Origin of the sequence: Sneathiella sp. P13V-1 (genome assembly GCF_015143595.1) — a bacterium.
In the GTDB taxonomy this organism is placed as follows: domain Bacteria; phylum Pseudomonadota; class Alphaproteobacteria; order Sneathiellales; family Sneathiellaceae; genus Sneathiella.
Genome location: NZ_WYEU01000002.1, coordinates 832,996 through 847,419 on the forward strand (window position 1 = coordinate 832,996; position 14,424 = coordinate 847,419).

At 47.3% G+C, this 14,424-nt stretch carries 13 protein-coding genes; 4 read left to right on the top strand and 9 right to left on the bottom strand.

Annotation, left to right across the window (positions count from 1 at the left end):
* Both GUA87_RS10945 and GUA87_RS10950 read right to left on the bottom strand, forming a co-directional pair.
* Positions 1-663: an amino acid ABC transporter permease gene (locus GUA87_RS10945; RefSeq protein ID WP_193717027.1), complete on the bottom strand. Its 663-nt coding sequence runs from the start codon at positions 661-663 to the stop codon at positions 1-3.
* A 57-nt stretch (positions 664-720) separates the two neighbouring features.
* Positions 721-1,536, bottom strand: coding sequence for a transporter substrate-binding domain-containing protein (locus GUA87_RS10950; protein ID WP_227711830.1), 816 nt, complete (start codon positions 1,534-1,536; stop codon positions 721-723).
* Between the two features lie 206 nt (positions 1,537-1,742).
* On the opposite strand from GUA87_RS10950, the gene GUA87_RS10955 reads away from it, so the two are divergent.
* On the top strand, positions 1,743-2,411 hold the full coding sequence (locus GUA87_RS10955) for a GntR family transcriptional regulator (RefSeq protein WP_193716592.1): 669 nt from the start codon (positions 1,743-1,745) through the stop codon (positions 2,409-2,411).
* Positions 2,412-2,446: 35 nt separating this feature from the next.
* Here the strand turns inward: GUA87_RS10955 and GUA87_RS10960 are convergent, their stop codons facing one another.
* From GUA87_RS10960 to GUA87_RS10975, 4 genes are all read right to left on the bottom strand, one after another.
* Positions 2,447-3,544 (bottom strand): zinc ABC transporter substrate-binding protein, encoded by a 1,098-nt coding sequence (locus GUA87_RS10960; RefSeq protein ID WP_193716593.1) that lies wholly within the window; start codon positions 3,542-3,544, stop codon positions 2,447-2,449.
* 89 nt (positions 3,545-3,633) lie between these two features.
* A complete protein-coding gene (locus GUA87_RS10965) occupies positions 3,634-4,041 on the bottom strand; it encodes a DUF2946 family protein (protein ID WP_193716594.1) in 408 nt (135 codons plus the stop codon).
* A 109-nt stretch (positions 4,042-4,150) separates the two neighbouring features.
* Complete coding sequence (gene ftsH, locus GUA87_RS10970; protein WP_193716595.1) at positions 4,151-5,980, bottom strand: ATP-dependent zinc metalloprotease FtsH; 1,830 nt, start codon at positions 5,978-5,980, stop codon at positions 4,151-4,153.
* A 53-nt stretch (positions 5,981-6,033) separates the two neighbouring features.
* Positions 6,034-7,287: a flavin-dependent oxidoreductase gene (locus tag GUA87_RS10975; RefSeq protein ID WP_193716596.1), complete on the bottom strand. Its 1,254-nt coding sequence runs from the start codon at positions 7,285-7,287 to the stop codon at positions 6,034-6,036.
* Between the two features lie 157 nt (positions 7,288-7,444).
* On the opposite strand from GUA87_RS10975, the gene GUA87_RS10980 reads away from it, so the two are divergent.
* Positions 7,445-7,669, top strand: coding sequence for a hypothetical protein (locus tag GUA87_RS10980; protein WP_193716597.1), 225 nt, complete (start codon positions 7,445-7,447; stop codon positions 7,667-7,669).
* Positions 7,670-7,671: 2 nt separating this feature from the next.
* On the opposite strand, the gene GUA87_RS10985 is transcribed toward GUA87_RS10980, so the two are convergent.
* Positions 7,672-8,439 carry an SDR family NAD(P)-dependent oxidoreductase gene (locus GUA87_RS10985; RefSeq protein WP_193716598.1) on the bottom strand — a complete coding sequence of 256 codons (768 nt, stop codon included), beginning with the start codon at positions 8,437-8,439 and terminating at the stop codon, positions 7,672-7,674.
* A gap of 163 nt (positions 8,440-8,602) precedes the next feature.
* Here GUA87_RS10985 and GUA87_RS10990 point away from each other — a divergent pair, with 163 nt between their 5' ends.
* Both GUA87_RS10990 and GUA87_RS10995 read left to right on the top strand, forming a co-directional pair.
* A complete protein-coding gene (locus tag GUA87_RS10990) occupies positions 8,603-9,889 on the top strand; it encodes a diguanylate cyclase domain-containing protein (RefSeq protein ID WP_193716599.1) in 1,287 nt (428 codons plus the stop codon).
* A gap of 67 nt (positions 9,890-9,956) precedes the next feature.
* Positions 9,957-10,607, top strand: a complete 651-nt coding sequence (locus GUA87_RS10995) for a DsbA family oxidoreductase (RefSeq protein ID WP_193716600.1) — start codon at positions 9,957-9,959, stop codon at positions 10,605-10,607.
* Positions 10,608-10,611: 4 nt separating this feature from the next.
* Here the strand turns inward: GUA87_RS10995 and mfd are convergent, their stop codons facing one another.
* Both mfd and GUA87_RS11005 read right to left on the bottom strand, forming a co-directional pair.
* Positions 10,612-14,112, bottom strand: a complete 3,501-nt coding sequence (gene mfd / locus GUA87_RS11000; RefSeq protein WP_193716601.1) for a transcription-repair coupling factor — start codon at positions 14,110-14,112, stop codon at positions 10,612-10,614.
* Positions 14,105-14,398, bottom strand: coding sequence for a succinate dehydrogenase assembly factor 2 (locus GUA87_RS11005; RefSeq protein WP_193716602.1), 294 nt, complete (start codon positions 14,396-14,398; stop codon positions 14,105-14,107). Before GUA87_RS11005 ends, mfd begins: the two co-directional genes overlap by 8 nt.
* Positions 14,399-14,424: the final 26 nt, after the last annotated feature.

Consider the following 14,424-nt stretch of genomic DNA (forward strand, 5'->3'; position numbering starts at 1 on the left):
TTAGTATCTGAACAGACGGCGAGCCGCCAATTTTGAAACAAGTAAAACGATTTTCACGATCACGTAGTAGATTACGGCTGTCATCGCGAAATATTCGAAAATCCGATATGTTTTAGAAGCAAAGAATTGTGTCTCACCAGAGAGTTCCCTAAAGCCAACCAGCATACCGAGGGAGCTCATCAACACCGCCCAAACCATCTGGTTTGTCATTGGGTGGTAAACGATCCTCAAAACCTGCGGAATGATAATTCTGATATAGGCTTGTGTTGCGGTCATCCCTAAAGAACGGGCCGCCCGTAACTGCGTGTCAGGAACTGCCTGAAAACCGCCACGAAAATTTTCCGCAAGATAGCCAGCGTTATTAAAGGATAATCCCATCAAAACAATCAGATAAGGGCTCAAATGCAAGCCAAAAGCCCCAAGACCAAAACCAAAAAAGAACAATTGAAAAAGAACCGGTGTGTTTCGGGCAAGTTCGACCCAAGTGGTTGCAAAAGCCCGAAGAGGTGCAGGACCCGACATCCGAGATATTGCCAGAAGCATCCCAACCACAATTCCGATAATCATGGAAAGCATCGCGACTTCCAATGTCAGAAGACCGGCCTCAAGGAGTTCCGGTAGTTTTCTGATAACAGGGCGCCAGTGAAAATTATAATCCACGATCATATACCTCTCGTGCAAAGGGTCTCCCGCACGGCAATGCGGGAGACAAGTTGATCATTAATACAGGACACCTGGAATACGTAGTTCTGGCGCATCGCCGCCAACATACTTCTTCCAAAGTTCCGCATAACGACCGGAGCGAACCTGATGAGTTACAAACAGGTTGAGGTAGTTCAGCCAGGAAACGTCTTTGCGAGGGCCAACGACTGATGTGTAGTCAGTTGTCCATGGCATACGTGGACCGGCGATGACAGTGTCATATTTTTCTACGATTGGCTTAACAGCTGTGTTTGTCGTGATACCAACGTCAGCTTTACCCTGAGCTACAGCAAGGAAAACTTCGTTTTCGCTTTGGTAACCCTGGTAATTACCTTCCCAGCCGCGCTCTTTCGCGATTTTCAGATATTCTTGTTCTGGAACTGTACCAACAGCTGCCGCAACACGCTTACCCGCAAGATCGTCAAAAGTTACAACGCCGCTGTCTTTACCAACAACTGCTTGTGCGTAATAAATTGCGTATGGAATTGTGAAACCAACTGTTTTCGCACGCTCTAGGCTGTCAGAAGTTGCACCAAATACAACATCTGCACGGTTTGTTACGATAAGTGGAAGACGTTCCGCCCAAGTTGCCGGGATGATTTTTGCTTCAACATCCAATGCTTTTGCAAGGTCAGTACAGTAATCAACATCGAAACCTGCTGGTTCGTTGTTTGAGTCGCGATATCCGATTGGTGGGAAATCAAGAACAACGCCACAACGCAGTTCGCCACGGTCGATAACGTCATCAAGTTTATCAGCTTGTGCTGGGCTCATGGCTAACAGTGTCGCAAGACCTGCACCAAGGGCCGCAGTCTTCATAATTTTAGAAAACATAAGAAAACCTCCAAGTTAGTTCCCCCGACCCTGGCCAATTTGCCTTGTCTCCGCCGGTGGTGAGAGAAACTTATTGTAGATTGGATCCAATATGCAATATATTTTTTACAATGATGTTTTACAATCGTCCGCCATTTGACAGAAACGCGTTAGTCGCCTATTCAAAATGTTATAAAAAACAAGGAGTTTGGATTGTGTATGAGGGTATGAAAGCACGGGCAATTGATCTTGCGAGAACAGCATCGTCATCCGATGTTATTTTCGACGCCCTTCGTGATGAAATCATCAGTGGCAATCTACAAGCTGGTGAGTCGATCCGTCAGGAATACATCGCAAAACTGTTTAACGTCAGCCGAATTCCAGTGCGTGAGGCCCTGAAACGTCTGGAAGCTCAGGGGCTTGTAAAAAATGAACGGTACAAAGGTGCTGTCGTTTCATCCCTCTCTGATGACGAAATCCGCGAGATTTATGAGATTCGCATGAATCTGGAGCCCTTGGTGATCCAGTATTCCGTGGAAAACATGAAGCCAGATACTCTCGCTTTGGCCCGAGAATACTGCGACCGTTTCGGTGAAGAGGAAGACCCCGCCCGCTGGGGAGAGCTTAACCGCAACTTCCATGAAACCTTATACCGGGAATGCAAACGGCCGTTTCATTTAAAGATTGTTGGGGAAGCAATCGACAGGATTGATAGCTACATTCGGGCTCAACTAGTGCTTACAAAGGGTATGAACAAAGCTGTCGTCGAACATCAGGCGATCTTGGACGCCTGCGTTGAGGGGAACGGAAAATTGGCTGCCGACCTCACAAGGCAACATATTGAGGACTCGTACGATTCCTTGATGAGTTTCCTGAATAAAAAAGGGGCTCAATAGAGAGCCCCTTTCACCCCTTTAAACCTACTTGAAAGCTACTGAAGGCAGGTATTCATCTCGGTGGCGATCTTTACGATCAACATCTCGTAAAGATCAGCATCTGGATTTATGGTTGACCCAACTGGATCAAGTGTCCCTGATCTAACCTCTGAACCTTTAGACACGACTTTGACCAACTTTTCGGGGAATTGCGGTTCTCTAAAAATACATACGGCCCCACGGTCTTCGATGACATCTCTCAGTTCCGCGACGCGTTTCGCGGATGCGCCTTCATCGGGACGCAGAAGAATGGATCCTACACCTGTCAATCCATAGTGTTTTTCAAAATACTGAAACGCATCGTGGAAAACGATGTAGGGCTTTGATTTGACACCCTCTAACAAGCCAGCCACTTTCCGATCAGTTGCTTCAATTCTTTCAATAGCCTTTTCAGCATTTGCCTCAAATTGAGCTTTTTTATCAGGGTAAGTTTCAGACAGTTTGCTGGAAATAGCCTTCACCATCTTGATCGCATTTTCGGGATCTAACCATACATGCGCGTCGGATGCACCATGATGATCATGGTCGTCATGTTTTGCATGATCGTGCCCTTTGTGGTCGTCATGCTTCTCATGGTCATGATCTTTGTGATCATGGTGCTTGTGATCGTCATGTTTCTCATGATCATGACCTTTGTGGTCATCATGCTTTTCATGGTCGTGATCATCATGTTTTGCATGGTCATGATCTCTGTGATCGTCATGTCTTTCATGAGATCCGTGATCATGTCCCGCCCAGATACCTCCTTCACGAATGTTATGAAGGGTGAGACCTTTAGTTTCATTTAGTTCGACAGATTTCATTTGCCCGTTCAGTGGTTTGGACAAGAAACTTTCAATATTTGGACCAATCCAAAACACAAGATCAGAAGAAACAATCTTCTTCATTTCAGAGGGGCGCAGATAGTATCCGTGCGGGGAACTGGAACCCGACACAAGAAGATGGTTTTCTCCCTGCTCCCCCATAACCATGGAAACCAGAGAATGAACGGGAGCGATACTAGAGACGACTTTGATGTCTTTAGCGATTGCAGTTTGAGCAGTGATCAAAGTGAGACCAGCAGCAAACAAAGTAGAGATGGATAATTGCTTCATAGTGGTTATGTTATACTATAACATTTCTTTAATCTGCAAGCACAAAAACAAACCCGGGAGGCATCACGCGCTCCCGGGTCAACGATGTTTTAAGACTGGAGAACTCCATAGGGCGGTGCTCTGCTTAGATACCCAGTATTTAAAGCAGGATCAGGTAATTCAGAAACCAAACTTCCGTGAACAACGGGAACTGCGTTCAACAAAAGTATTTCTGAAACGTCTGATGCTGGTAGCGCCGTACCGCCCTTTTCTATTGAGAGGCAAATAGGACAGTTAGACAGTACCTGCTCGGCTACTGGGGTGACATCTTTCCCTGTTTCCAAGTCAATATGACGAAGCCCATAAGCGGTACAAACAATGGTCCGCCCTGGAAGCATGTCGCTGGAAGAATTAGAGGCCGCAATTGCGTGACCAACAGGCAGAAGAAACTGCAAATAAATTGCAAAGAAGGCGAACAGAAAACCCCATCTGTTCCTATGTCTTCTTGCGAGTGTCATTCGTCAGTCTTCACCAGTTTCGAAATTAGATAAGTTTACAATACCAACTATTGCCGTAACCTGAACCCCTAATGAGCCGAGTTGCGGCAATTTGTCGTAAGGTGCGGCCTTATTTTTCGTCTAGCACCTCTATGATTTCCTCTCGACCGATGGTCTCCTCTTTTTCAAGAAGAGATACCAGCTGTTCAATACGAGGTTTGTGATCCTTTAATATACTAATAGCTTTTCCCTCTGCTTCCTGAAGCAGTTTGGAGACTTCACTATCAATTCTGCCCGCCATTTCTTCGCTATAATGCTTTGGTTGCGTGATTTCGCGCCCCAGAAATGGATGAGATTCACTGATCCTGAGATCAACAGGACCGATTTCATCTGACATACCCCACTGAGATACCATGGCCCGCGCAATCTTTGTGGCACGCTTGATGTCGTCATCGGCACCGGAACTGACATTCCCAAGGAAGACCTGTTCTGCAGCCCTGCCCGCCAGCATAACCGCCATCTGATCTTTCAAATAATCTTCAGATTGAGTGTACCGATCTTCTTCTGGCAGCATATGTGTTCCGCCTAAGGATCGGCCACGCGGAATAATCGTCACTTTATAAATGGGGTCTGCATTTGGAAGATAATAGGCAGCCGTTGTGTGCCCCGCCTCATGAATAGCAAGGCGATGGCGTTCATCTTCCTGTATGGCAAGCGTTCTGACGGTACCCAGCAAAATCTTATCTCGGCTCTCATCGAAATGTTGCAGGGTGATTTCAGAAGCCCCTTCGCGTGCCGCAGCAATAGCGGCTTCGTTGGCGAGGTTTTTAAGGTCTGCGCCAGAAAAGCCGGGACATCCGGCAGCTACCGTTTCCAGATCCACTTCTTTGGCCAGTGGTTTTTTCTTTGTATGAACTTTCAAAATGGCCATGCGCGCCTTTTTGTCCGGCAGTTCAAGGGTTACATGCCGATCAAAGCGCCCCGGGCGCAGGAGAGCCGGGTCCAATACATCTGGTCTGTTTGTCGCCGCCAGAACAAAAACCTGTTCATGCCCGGTAAAGCCATCCATTTCAGACAAAATCTGATTGAGCGTTTGTTCGCGCTCATCATTACCGCCGCCAAGTCCGGTTCCCCTCACCCGGCCCACAGCATCCAGTTCGTCGATAAAGATAATGGCTGGGGCTCGTTTTTTGGCTTCTTCGAACATTTTTCGAACCCGAGAAGCGCCCACACCCACAAACATTTCGATAAATTCTGAGGCGGAGATATAGAAGAAATTAACTTCAGCCTCCCCTGCAAGAGCGCGAGCCAGCAAGGTTTTACCCGTACCAGGAGGCCCCATTAAAAGAACACCACGCGGTGGTTCCGCGCCTAATTTCTGGTAATTCTCCGGAAACTTTAGAAAGTCGACAAGCTCAGCGACTTCTCTTTTGGCATTGTCCTGCCCGGCCACATCGTCAAATTTGACCTTCGGGGCGCCTTTCTCTTCACGCTTGGCATCCCCCATTAGGAAATCTGATGCCCCGCGATCTCCGAACCGGTCCATCATGCCTGATTGCATGCGCCTGATCATATAGAAGTAAACACCAATGATCAGCAACCACGGTAGGAAACTCCATAACCAGTTGTTCCCTTCAGGTGCAGGTTCATTCCATATCTGCACGTTCTTTTTTTCAAGCAATGGAATGAGGTCTTCATCCCCGCTTGAAGGCAGACCAGATTGAACATTTCGTACTGGCTCCTGTCGCGATGGGAATTGTCGTGCTGCTTTCAAGGTAGCATCGATAAGTTCCCCTTTCAGGGTAACTGTCTCAACATCCCCCAGTTCCACCAGTTGCTTGAATTCAGTGTAAGAGACTTTCTGAAAAGGTGCCTCCCCTTCGAGTCTTGTGAGCGCCAGAAAACCAAACAGGACAAGTCCAACGACAAAATACCAAACCCATATAGGTTGTAGTTTCATTCAAGCCTCCGGCGGGAACACAAGATAAAGGAGAAAGCGATCCGTTGACTTTATCAGCTGTTCTTCAAGTTGTCTTTGTGAAAACCAGCCAAACGTTTATAAGATGTCGCCACTTCTTCAAGAGTGTCTTCTGGTACGCAAGTATGCTTGTCACCGCATTCACCCTTACACTTTTCTTTGACCATTTCCATCACCCGTTCAGGTCCGGTTTCACGGTTGGCAAGAACGATTTTTGAAACGGCTTCCCGCCGGGCATCTTCGTATTTTTGAAGTAAGGATGGAATATCGCTGCTGTCTTCCGCAATTAAATCTGCAAAGGTCATTGCATCGAGAACCCCTTGAGAAACACCGTTTGACCCGTTGGGATACATGGCATGTGCGGCGTCCCCCATCAAAGTGACAAGTCCAAAGCTCCATTTAGGAATGGGATTCCTGTCGATCATCGGGAATTTATGAATGGAAATTGCGTTCCTATAAAGAGACTTGATATCGAGCCAGTCCAGTTTCCAATCATCAAAGTAAGAGGCAAATTCATCCAATGTGCCTTCTTTATTCCAATCCCCTTGACGGGCTGCTAGGTCTGAAGGAATACGTCTTTCAGCGATCCAGTTGATGTAAGATTTTCCACGCTTGCGACTTTCTTCCCGAATTGGATAGGCGACAAGTTTCAAATCATTATGACCTGCCATGAACATGGACCGTCCATCCAAATACGGATCCATTTCGGTCACACCACGCCAGAGCATTTGCCCTGAATAGTGAGGGGGGCCTTCGTCCGGGTATAGTATTTTTCGTAATCTTGAGTTAATACCATCGGCCCCAATAAGGTAGTCCGCCGTTACATCTTCCCGCTTCTGATCACCCGCGTGATTAGTGAAAGAAGCAATTACCTTGCCCCCCTCTTCCCGATAACTTTCAAAGCGATGATCTTGTACGATCGCGTCCTCACCTAAACGTTCCTTTACTGCGTTAAGTAGAATCATGTGGAAATCGCCACGGTGAATCGAGAATTGCGGAACGTCATATCCAGCAGCCAATCCACGTTTTTCCGACCAGATAAGTTTACCATCGTCAGTGTAATAACTCAGACTGGACGTCTTTATGGCTACTTTTTCAAGCTCGGAGAGAAGACCAAGTTTGCTCAGGCTTGTAACAGAATGAGGCAGCAGGTTGATGCCCACACCCAAAGGTTTAATTTCTGAAACAGATTCATAAATCTTTGATTTAAAGCCCTTTTCATGGAGAGCTAATGCTAAAGTCAATCCAACCAGGCCACCGCCAGCAATAATTCCAACAGGTCTTCCCATGGACAATTCCCCCTAATTAGTTTTATTTGAAACTATATCTGTACGGAGGAAAATAACAAGGGAGTAAAAAATTAGGCCTAAAGATCTATGTGGTAATATTTTCTTAAAATAAGCAGACTACAGAATAGCTAGTTGAATTTTAGGGAAAGTACTCGGTATGGCTGATGCATTTGATCCGTCGTTAAAAGACATGGTCGAAGAATGCTATTTCGAAACAGTGGCTGAAGCCCTTGAAGCGGGACACAGCAACCTTGTAGCACATAAAGAGGGTGTGACCGGGGCCGCCATGCTTCTGTCATCCATGAGCGAGATGGAACATGAAGATGCGAAGGCCGCCATTGTAAGCCTGAACCTTCGCCCCTCCCAATTACATGTGAACTGACCTTAGAAACCGTGCGCGGTTAGCCCATCATCAACCTCGATGATGCTTCCGGTCATGAAATCAGATCCTGGACCCGCTAACAAAAGAAGAGTTCCATCCAGATGTGTTGGCTCACCCACACGGCGGCCAGGAAGACGTGAAATCAGCTTCTTACCTGCGTCTGTTTCCCAGTAATCGCGGTTAATCCCGGTCACGATATAACCCGGGTTAATGCAATTCACCTGAATATTGTAGCGGCCCCATTCATCCGCCAATGCATGTGTCATATGTTTAACGGCGGCTTTTGACATGCAATATGCAATATTCTGTTTCAGAACACGTTGCGAGGCAACTGACGCAATATTGATGATTTTTCCGCCATTGCCATGCTTGATCATGCTACGGCCAACAGCCTGTGCCACAAAGAAAGCACCTTTGGCATTTGTATCCATGACAAAGTCAAAATCTTCTTCGGAAATCTTTTCTGAGGGGCTCAGTGCACTTACACCTGAATTGTTCACCAGAATATCAATTGGCCCCAACTCTGTTTCTGCTGCATGCACACCATCCTGAATGCTCTTGATGTCTGTAACATCCATACGGACAGGTAACGCGCGACCATCAAAGGCTTCAATTTCCTTTGCGAGAGCTTCCAATTTATCAACACTGCGCGCCGCAAGAGAGACTTTTGCACCTGCACGGGCAAGTGTCAGGGCAAACTGCCAACCGAGACCGGAAGAAGCACCAGTTACAAGTGCGTGTTTACCTTCTAAAAAATTCGGGGAGGACAATGATTTTCTCCTATATCACTAGTTTATTTTTATATTCGTCCGAATAGTTTCATTTTAAATGGCTATTTATCTGGTTTCCAACGGAAAATATTGTGACGATGCATAGATTTTTAACAAATTCCGGCCTATTTTCATTGCATAGATAACTGGGAATAAAAAATCGATGGCTGTTTCTGCAAATATTCTGCTCATTTCCGAAGAACCTAACGATTTCATTCTGACATCATTGCAAGATATGGATTTTGGGGTTGTCCAGAAAACGACCACTGAAATTCAACAAGCACCGCAAGTGGCCGAAGGCGCTGATATCGTAGTTCTGCATTTGCCGCAAGCAGATAAAGCCGGGCAGGCCATTGCTGATGATTTGGTGGAACAGAATAAAGCCCTGCTCATTATAGGAGCGAACCACCGCCCATCAGAAATACAATCAATTTCCATAGATTTCTGTGATCTTGAGTTTAAACGCCGCCTCTACTCCCTACACCGCGTCAACATCATGTCGCAGGAATATGAACGCCGATCTGAGACAACAGAGCTCTATGGCCTTAAAAGCGAGCTGGCTGAAGCAGAGGAGACATCACTGGATAAACGTAATGTTCTCATTCTTGGAAATGACAGCACGATGCTAGGTGATACGTTGCTGCACCTTGAGAACAAAACAAATGTGCGGGTTAGCCCCTCCCCTGATGGGACGATTGATTTGCTCCGCGAAAGAAGATTTGATGCGTTGATCGTTTTTGGCGCTGGACAAGGTGATGTTCATTTCCGCCTTTGCACAGACATTCGTGCGGATAGTAGGCTCTACAACCTGCCGATTATCTTCCTGCTGGATAATCGGAATGACCGTAAAGCGGCGTATATTCACGGGGCGTCAGATATAGTTATTTATCCCGATGAACTTGATCAACTAGCTGCCCGCTTAAGTTTGCATACAAGCCGTACAGATTATCGTTTCCAATTGCAGCAGTTATTCCGCACCTCCAAACCGCTTGCCGTGATGGACGGCCTTACAGAGTTGTATTCTTATGGGTTTGTACAAAGCCATTTGGGGCGTCTGATAGAAAACTACCATCAAACGAACCGGCATCTCACATTCGCCGTTATCACGCTGAAAAACCTGGAAGAAATTAACAGCAAATATGGCTATCACGCGGGCGACCAGATCCTTCGCCAAATGGGTAATATCTTGTCTTTTCTGGTGCGTGGTGAAGATTTCTGCGGGCGTTATTCAGGTGATAAATTCATCATCGCGCTGCCCAGTACCAGTATCGAGGATGCAGGTATCGCGCTGAACCGTATCTTTGGAGTCACCAACAACACGGAATATTCGGTTCATGGATCAGAGGAGCCAGTATTCGCTGACATTCATATGGGCTGCGCTCAGCTTCAAGAAGGTGAAACACTGAAAGAAGTAGAAAAACGCGCCAAAAAGGACCGTTTTAACGGATAAACTAATTTTGAACATTCATTCCAGATAGGGCTTGCGATCACTTTCGCAGGCCCTTATCTTTTGTGTTATGAAAATCGATATTATCTCAGATACCGTTTGCCCTTGGTGCCTCATCGGCAAACGAAAAGTGGAAAAGGCTATGCAAGAGCGGCCGGATCTCACTTTCGAAGTGAACTGGCATCCCTTCCAGTTGCATCCTGACATGCCAAAAGAAGGTGCCGATCGCAAAGAATTTACGGCCAAAAAATTTGGATCTGTTGAAAGGGCCCGAGAACTTTATCAGCATGTGGAAAATGCGGGTAAAACAGTTGGTCTTGATTTCCAGTTCAAGAAAATCGCCCGCTCGCCGAACACATTGGATTCCCATCGTCTGATCCTGTGGGCCAATAGCGCTGGCAAGCAGGATGAAATGGTCGAAATTCTGTTCCGTAAATTCTTTATGGACGGTCAGGACCTAGGTGATCATCAGACACTGATTGATGCCGCAGAAGAAGCCGGTATGGATACAACGATTGTTGCTGACTTGCTTAAATCTGACCGCGATTTGGATCGTGTTCAGGCAGAAGAAGGTCAAGCCCGTCAAATCGGTGTTCAAGGTGTTCCCTTCTTCATCATTGACGATAAATATGCGCTTTCAGGGGCGCAAGATCCGGAAGCCTTCTTGCATGTCTTCAAGAAGATCGAGGAAGAAGCCGCGGCCCCTTCCCCATCTGAATAATTTATCAGGCGCTGGCGATACGCGACAGATTTTCTGCAAGTACCGTCACGCCTGAAAGCCTGTCTTCCGCGTGGTTCCAGCTGCGCGTGTAAACCAGCTTGTGATCCCCGCGTAATTTTGCACTTCCCGGCTGACGGGAGATGAATTCAACCAATCCGCCCGGATTGGCAAAGTCATTATTTCTGAACGTCAGAACAGCGCCTTTTGGTCCCGCCTCAATTTTTTCGATATTTGCCTGACGACAATATTGTTTGATGGTCATGACCTTAATCAGATGCTCAACCTCATCCGGCATCGGGCCAAAACGGTCCACCAATTCAACAGCAAAGCCGTCAATTTCTGCACGCGTATCAAGGGCCGCAACGCGGCGGTATAATTCCATACGCAACGACAGATCTGCCACATATTTATCAGGGATCAAGACGGACGTACCGATATTGATGGTTGGTGACCATTTATCTTCAGCTTCTGCTCCATCTTCGAAATCTGATGCTCTTGCATTGGCAACCGCTTCTTCCAACATCTCCTGATAAAGCTCAAACCCAACCTCTTTTACATGGCCGGACTGTTCCTGCCCAAGGAGATTACCAGCACCGCGGATGTCCAGATCATGGCTTGCGAGTGTAAATCCTGCCCCCAATGTATCCAGGGACTGAAGAACGCGTAAGCGTTTCTCGGCAGCTTCGGTCGGTTTCTTGCGCGGTGGCATCGTAAGATAAGCATATGCCCGGGTTTTGGACCGGCCAATGCGCCCCCGGATTTGGTATAGCTGTGCCAACCCAAACATATCAGCCCGATAGGTCACCAGTGTATTCGCCCGCGGAATATCCAATCCACTTTCTACGATATTGGTCGCAACAAGAACATCATACTGCCCGTCATAGAAGGCATTCATGACATCATCCAGATCCTTGGCTGACATTTGCCCATGGGCAGTGACAAACTTCACTTCAGGAACTTGTTCACGCAAGTACTGCCCAACTTCATCCAGATCTTTAAGGCGTGGGCAGACAAAGAAGCTTTGACCACCACGGTAATGTTCACGCATCAAGGCTTCGCGAATAACCACCGGATCAAACGGCAGCACAAAAGTCCGGACTGCCAAACGATCCACAGGCGGTGTCGCGATGATAGACAAATCCCGAATACCCGTCATGGCAAGCTGCAGGGTTCTCGGGATCGGTGTCGCAGTCAGGGTCAAAACATGAAGATCAGACCGCATTTCTTTCAGGCGCTCTTTGTGGGCAACACCGAAATGCTGTTCCTCATCCACAATGACAAGGCCCAGATTTTTGATATTTACCGACTTACCCAAAAGCGCATGGGTACCAACGACAATATCCACCTGACCACTTGCAAGCCCTGCTTTGGTGACATTGGCTTCTTTTGCTGTCACCATACGGGACAGTTGCGCTACATTTACTGGAAGCCCAGTAAAGCGTTCTGAAAATGTTCTGTAATGTTGACGGGCCAGCAATGTGGTCGGGGTGACAATGGCCACCTGTTTGCCAGACAACGCCGCAATAAAGGCCGCCCGCAAGGCCACTTCCGTTTTACCAAAGCCAACATCACCGCACACAAGTCGGTCCATTGGTTTACCTGATGACAAATCACTGATCACATCGCCAATGGCCCGCAATTGATCTTCCGTCTCATCAAAAGGAAAGGCAGCACAGAATTCAGCATACGCGCCAACTGGCGGTGTCAATCGTTCCCCTTTACGAAGTTCACGCGCGGCTGCAATGGCGATCAACTGATCCGCCATCTCCATTACTTTTTTCTTCAGCTTGGCCTTACGGGCCTGCCAACCGGATCCGCCAAGTTTATCAAGAACCGCAGCACTGTCCGCACCGCCATAACGGGACAGCATTTCGATATTTTCAACGGGCAGGTAAATCTTGTCGCCGCCTGCATAATGAAGGGCGACACAATCATGAGGCGCGCCTGAAATATCGATTGTTTGAAGGCCCGTATATTGTCCAATGCCATGTTCCACATGAACAACGTAATCCCCTTCCCCCAACTGGGACGCCTCCGCAATAAATTCACTGCCTTTACGGGCAGCACGCTTAGGCCGCGCCAACCGATCTCCGAGGATATCCTGTTCACTCAGGATCACAAAGTCAGGGGCTTCAAAACCATGCTCAATTGGCAAAACGGTAAGGCCAACTGGTTTCGATCCTTTTCCGGATCCAATTTCCTTGAAATCAGTGATTTCCTGAACGGGGGCAATTCCATGATCCGCCAGTACGGTTTTATTGCGCGCCAATGAGCCTTCTGAGAAATGTGCGAGGATAACCTGGCGTTTTCCCTGCATTGTTGCAACCACATGTTTTCGAACGTGGTCATAGATATTGCTGTCCTGCTGTTTCCGTTCGACCGAAAACTCCCGCCCCTGACGGCCATCAGCATCCAGAATGTTGTCACCCGTTGCACCGCTACGGAACGGGGAAATATGACACAAAGTTCTGGCAGCTGTCAGATCGTTCCATTCTTCTAGGTCCAGATACAAAGCCTTTGGCTCAAGTGGGTGATAATCAGAATGCTTGTCGCCTTCTACTGCTTTTCGGCTTTCATAATAATCTTGAATGGTATCAAGACGCGCTTCCAAAGATTCACCAAACAAATAATCGGTGAAAATCGTGGCATTTGGCACGAGATCAGATACGCGCACCATTTCATTGTGGAAAAGTGGCAGCCAATGCTCCATTCCTGCATGTTTACGCTTTTCACTGACCGCTTCGTAAAGTGGATCCAGTGATGTCACAGATCCAAAATGTTCCCGATATCCGCTTCTGAAACGGCTCACGGAATCATCATCCATCAAAAACTCTGAAGCTGCGATGAAATCTATCGCCGTTAGCTTTTCATCTGAACGCTGGGAAATAGGATCAAAATACCGCATTCCGTCAATCTGATTACCAAACAGGTCAATTCGAACCGGACGGTCTGTGCCCGGTGGAAAAACATCAATAATGCCGCCGCGGATCGCAAACTCGCCAGGCTCCATGACGGTACCGATGCGGCTAAATCCATTGGCAACAAAGAAATCTGTGAGGCGTTTCAGGTTAATGTGGTCGCCAACTTTGACCGGATAACTAGCCTTAGATACCATCTTGGAAGACGGGACCCGCTGCAGGGCCGCATTTACAGTCGTTAGAATAACCCGAGGTGTTTTTGAAGGCGTGCAAAGTTTAACAAGTGCACTCATCCGTTCTGCAACGATTTCGGGGTTTGGTGATACCCGGTCATAAGGCAGACAATCCCATGCAGGAAATGTGATAACTTCAAGTTCAGGATCAAAGAACTTTAAGGCAGCTTCCGTTGTGGCCATGCGCAAGTCTTCACGCAGGATATACAAGATATCCTGAGAGGTCTTTGCCGCATATTGCGACAGGATATACGCGTCATATCCCTCCGGAACGGCTTCCAGAGTGAGAGTGGCGACCTGTTTTTCAGAAGCGACCAGCCTGTCAATCAGACCGGTCATCAAGGCATTAGTCATTATCTTCTACGTGGGCGGGATCGTGTTCGTAGATAGCAAAGTTTTTGAGCTTTTCCATGACTGACGTGTTGTATTCATCTGGAATTTCTTCGCGGCCAACTGCCCAGGCATAAATGCTTGGATCACCTGCCTTCAGCAATTTTTCGTAGATATCCAATTCTTCATCGTCAAATTTCTTCAGATATTTGTTGGCGAAACGGCCAAGCATCAAATCGGTTTCTTTCATTCCTGTATAACGGGAACGATGCAACAGACGTTTACGGCGAATTGTAATATCTTCAGTCATTTCGGAGCTCTTTCACAAGGTATCTG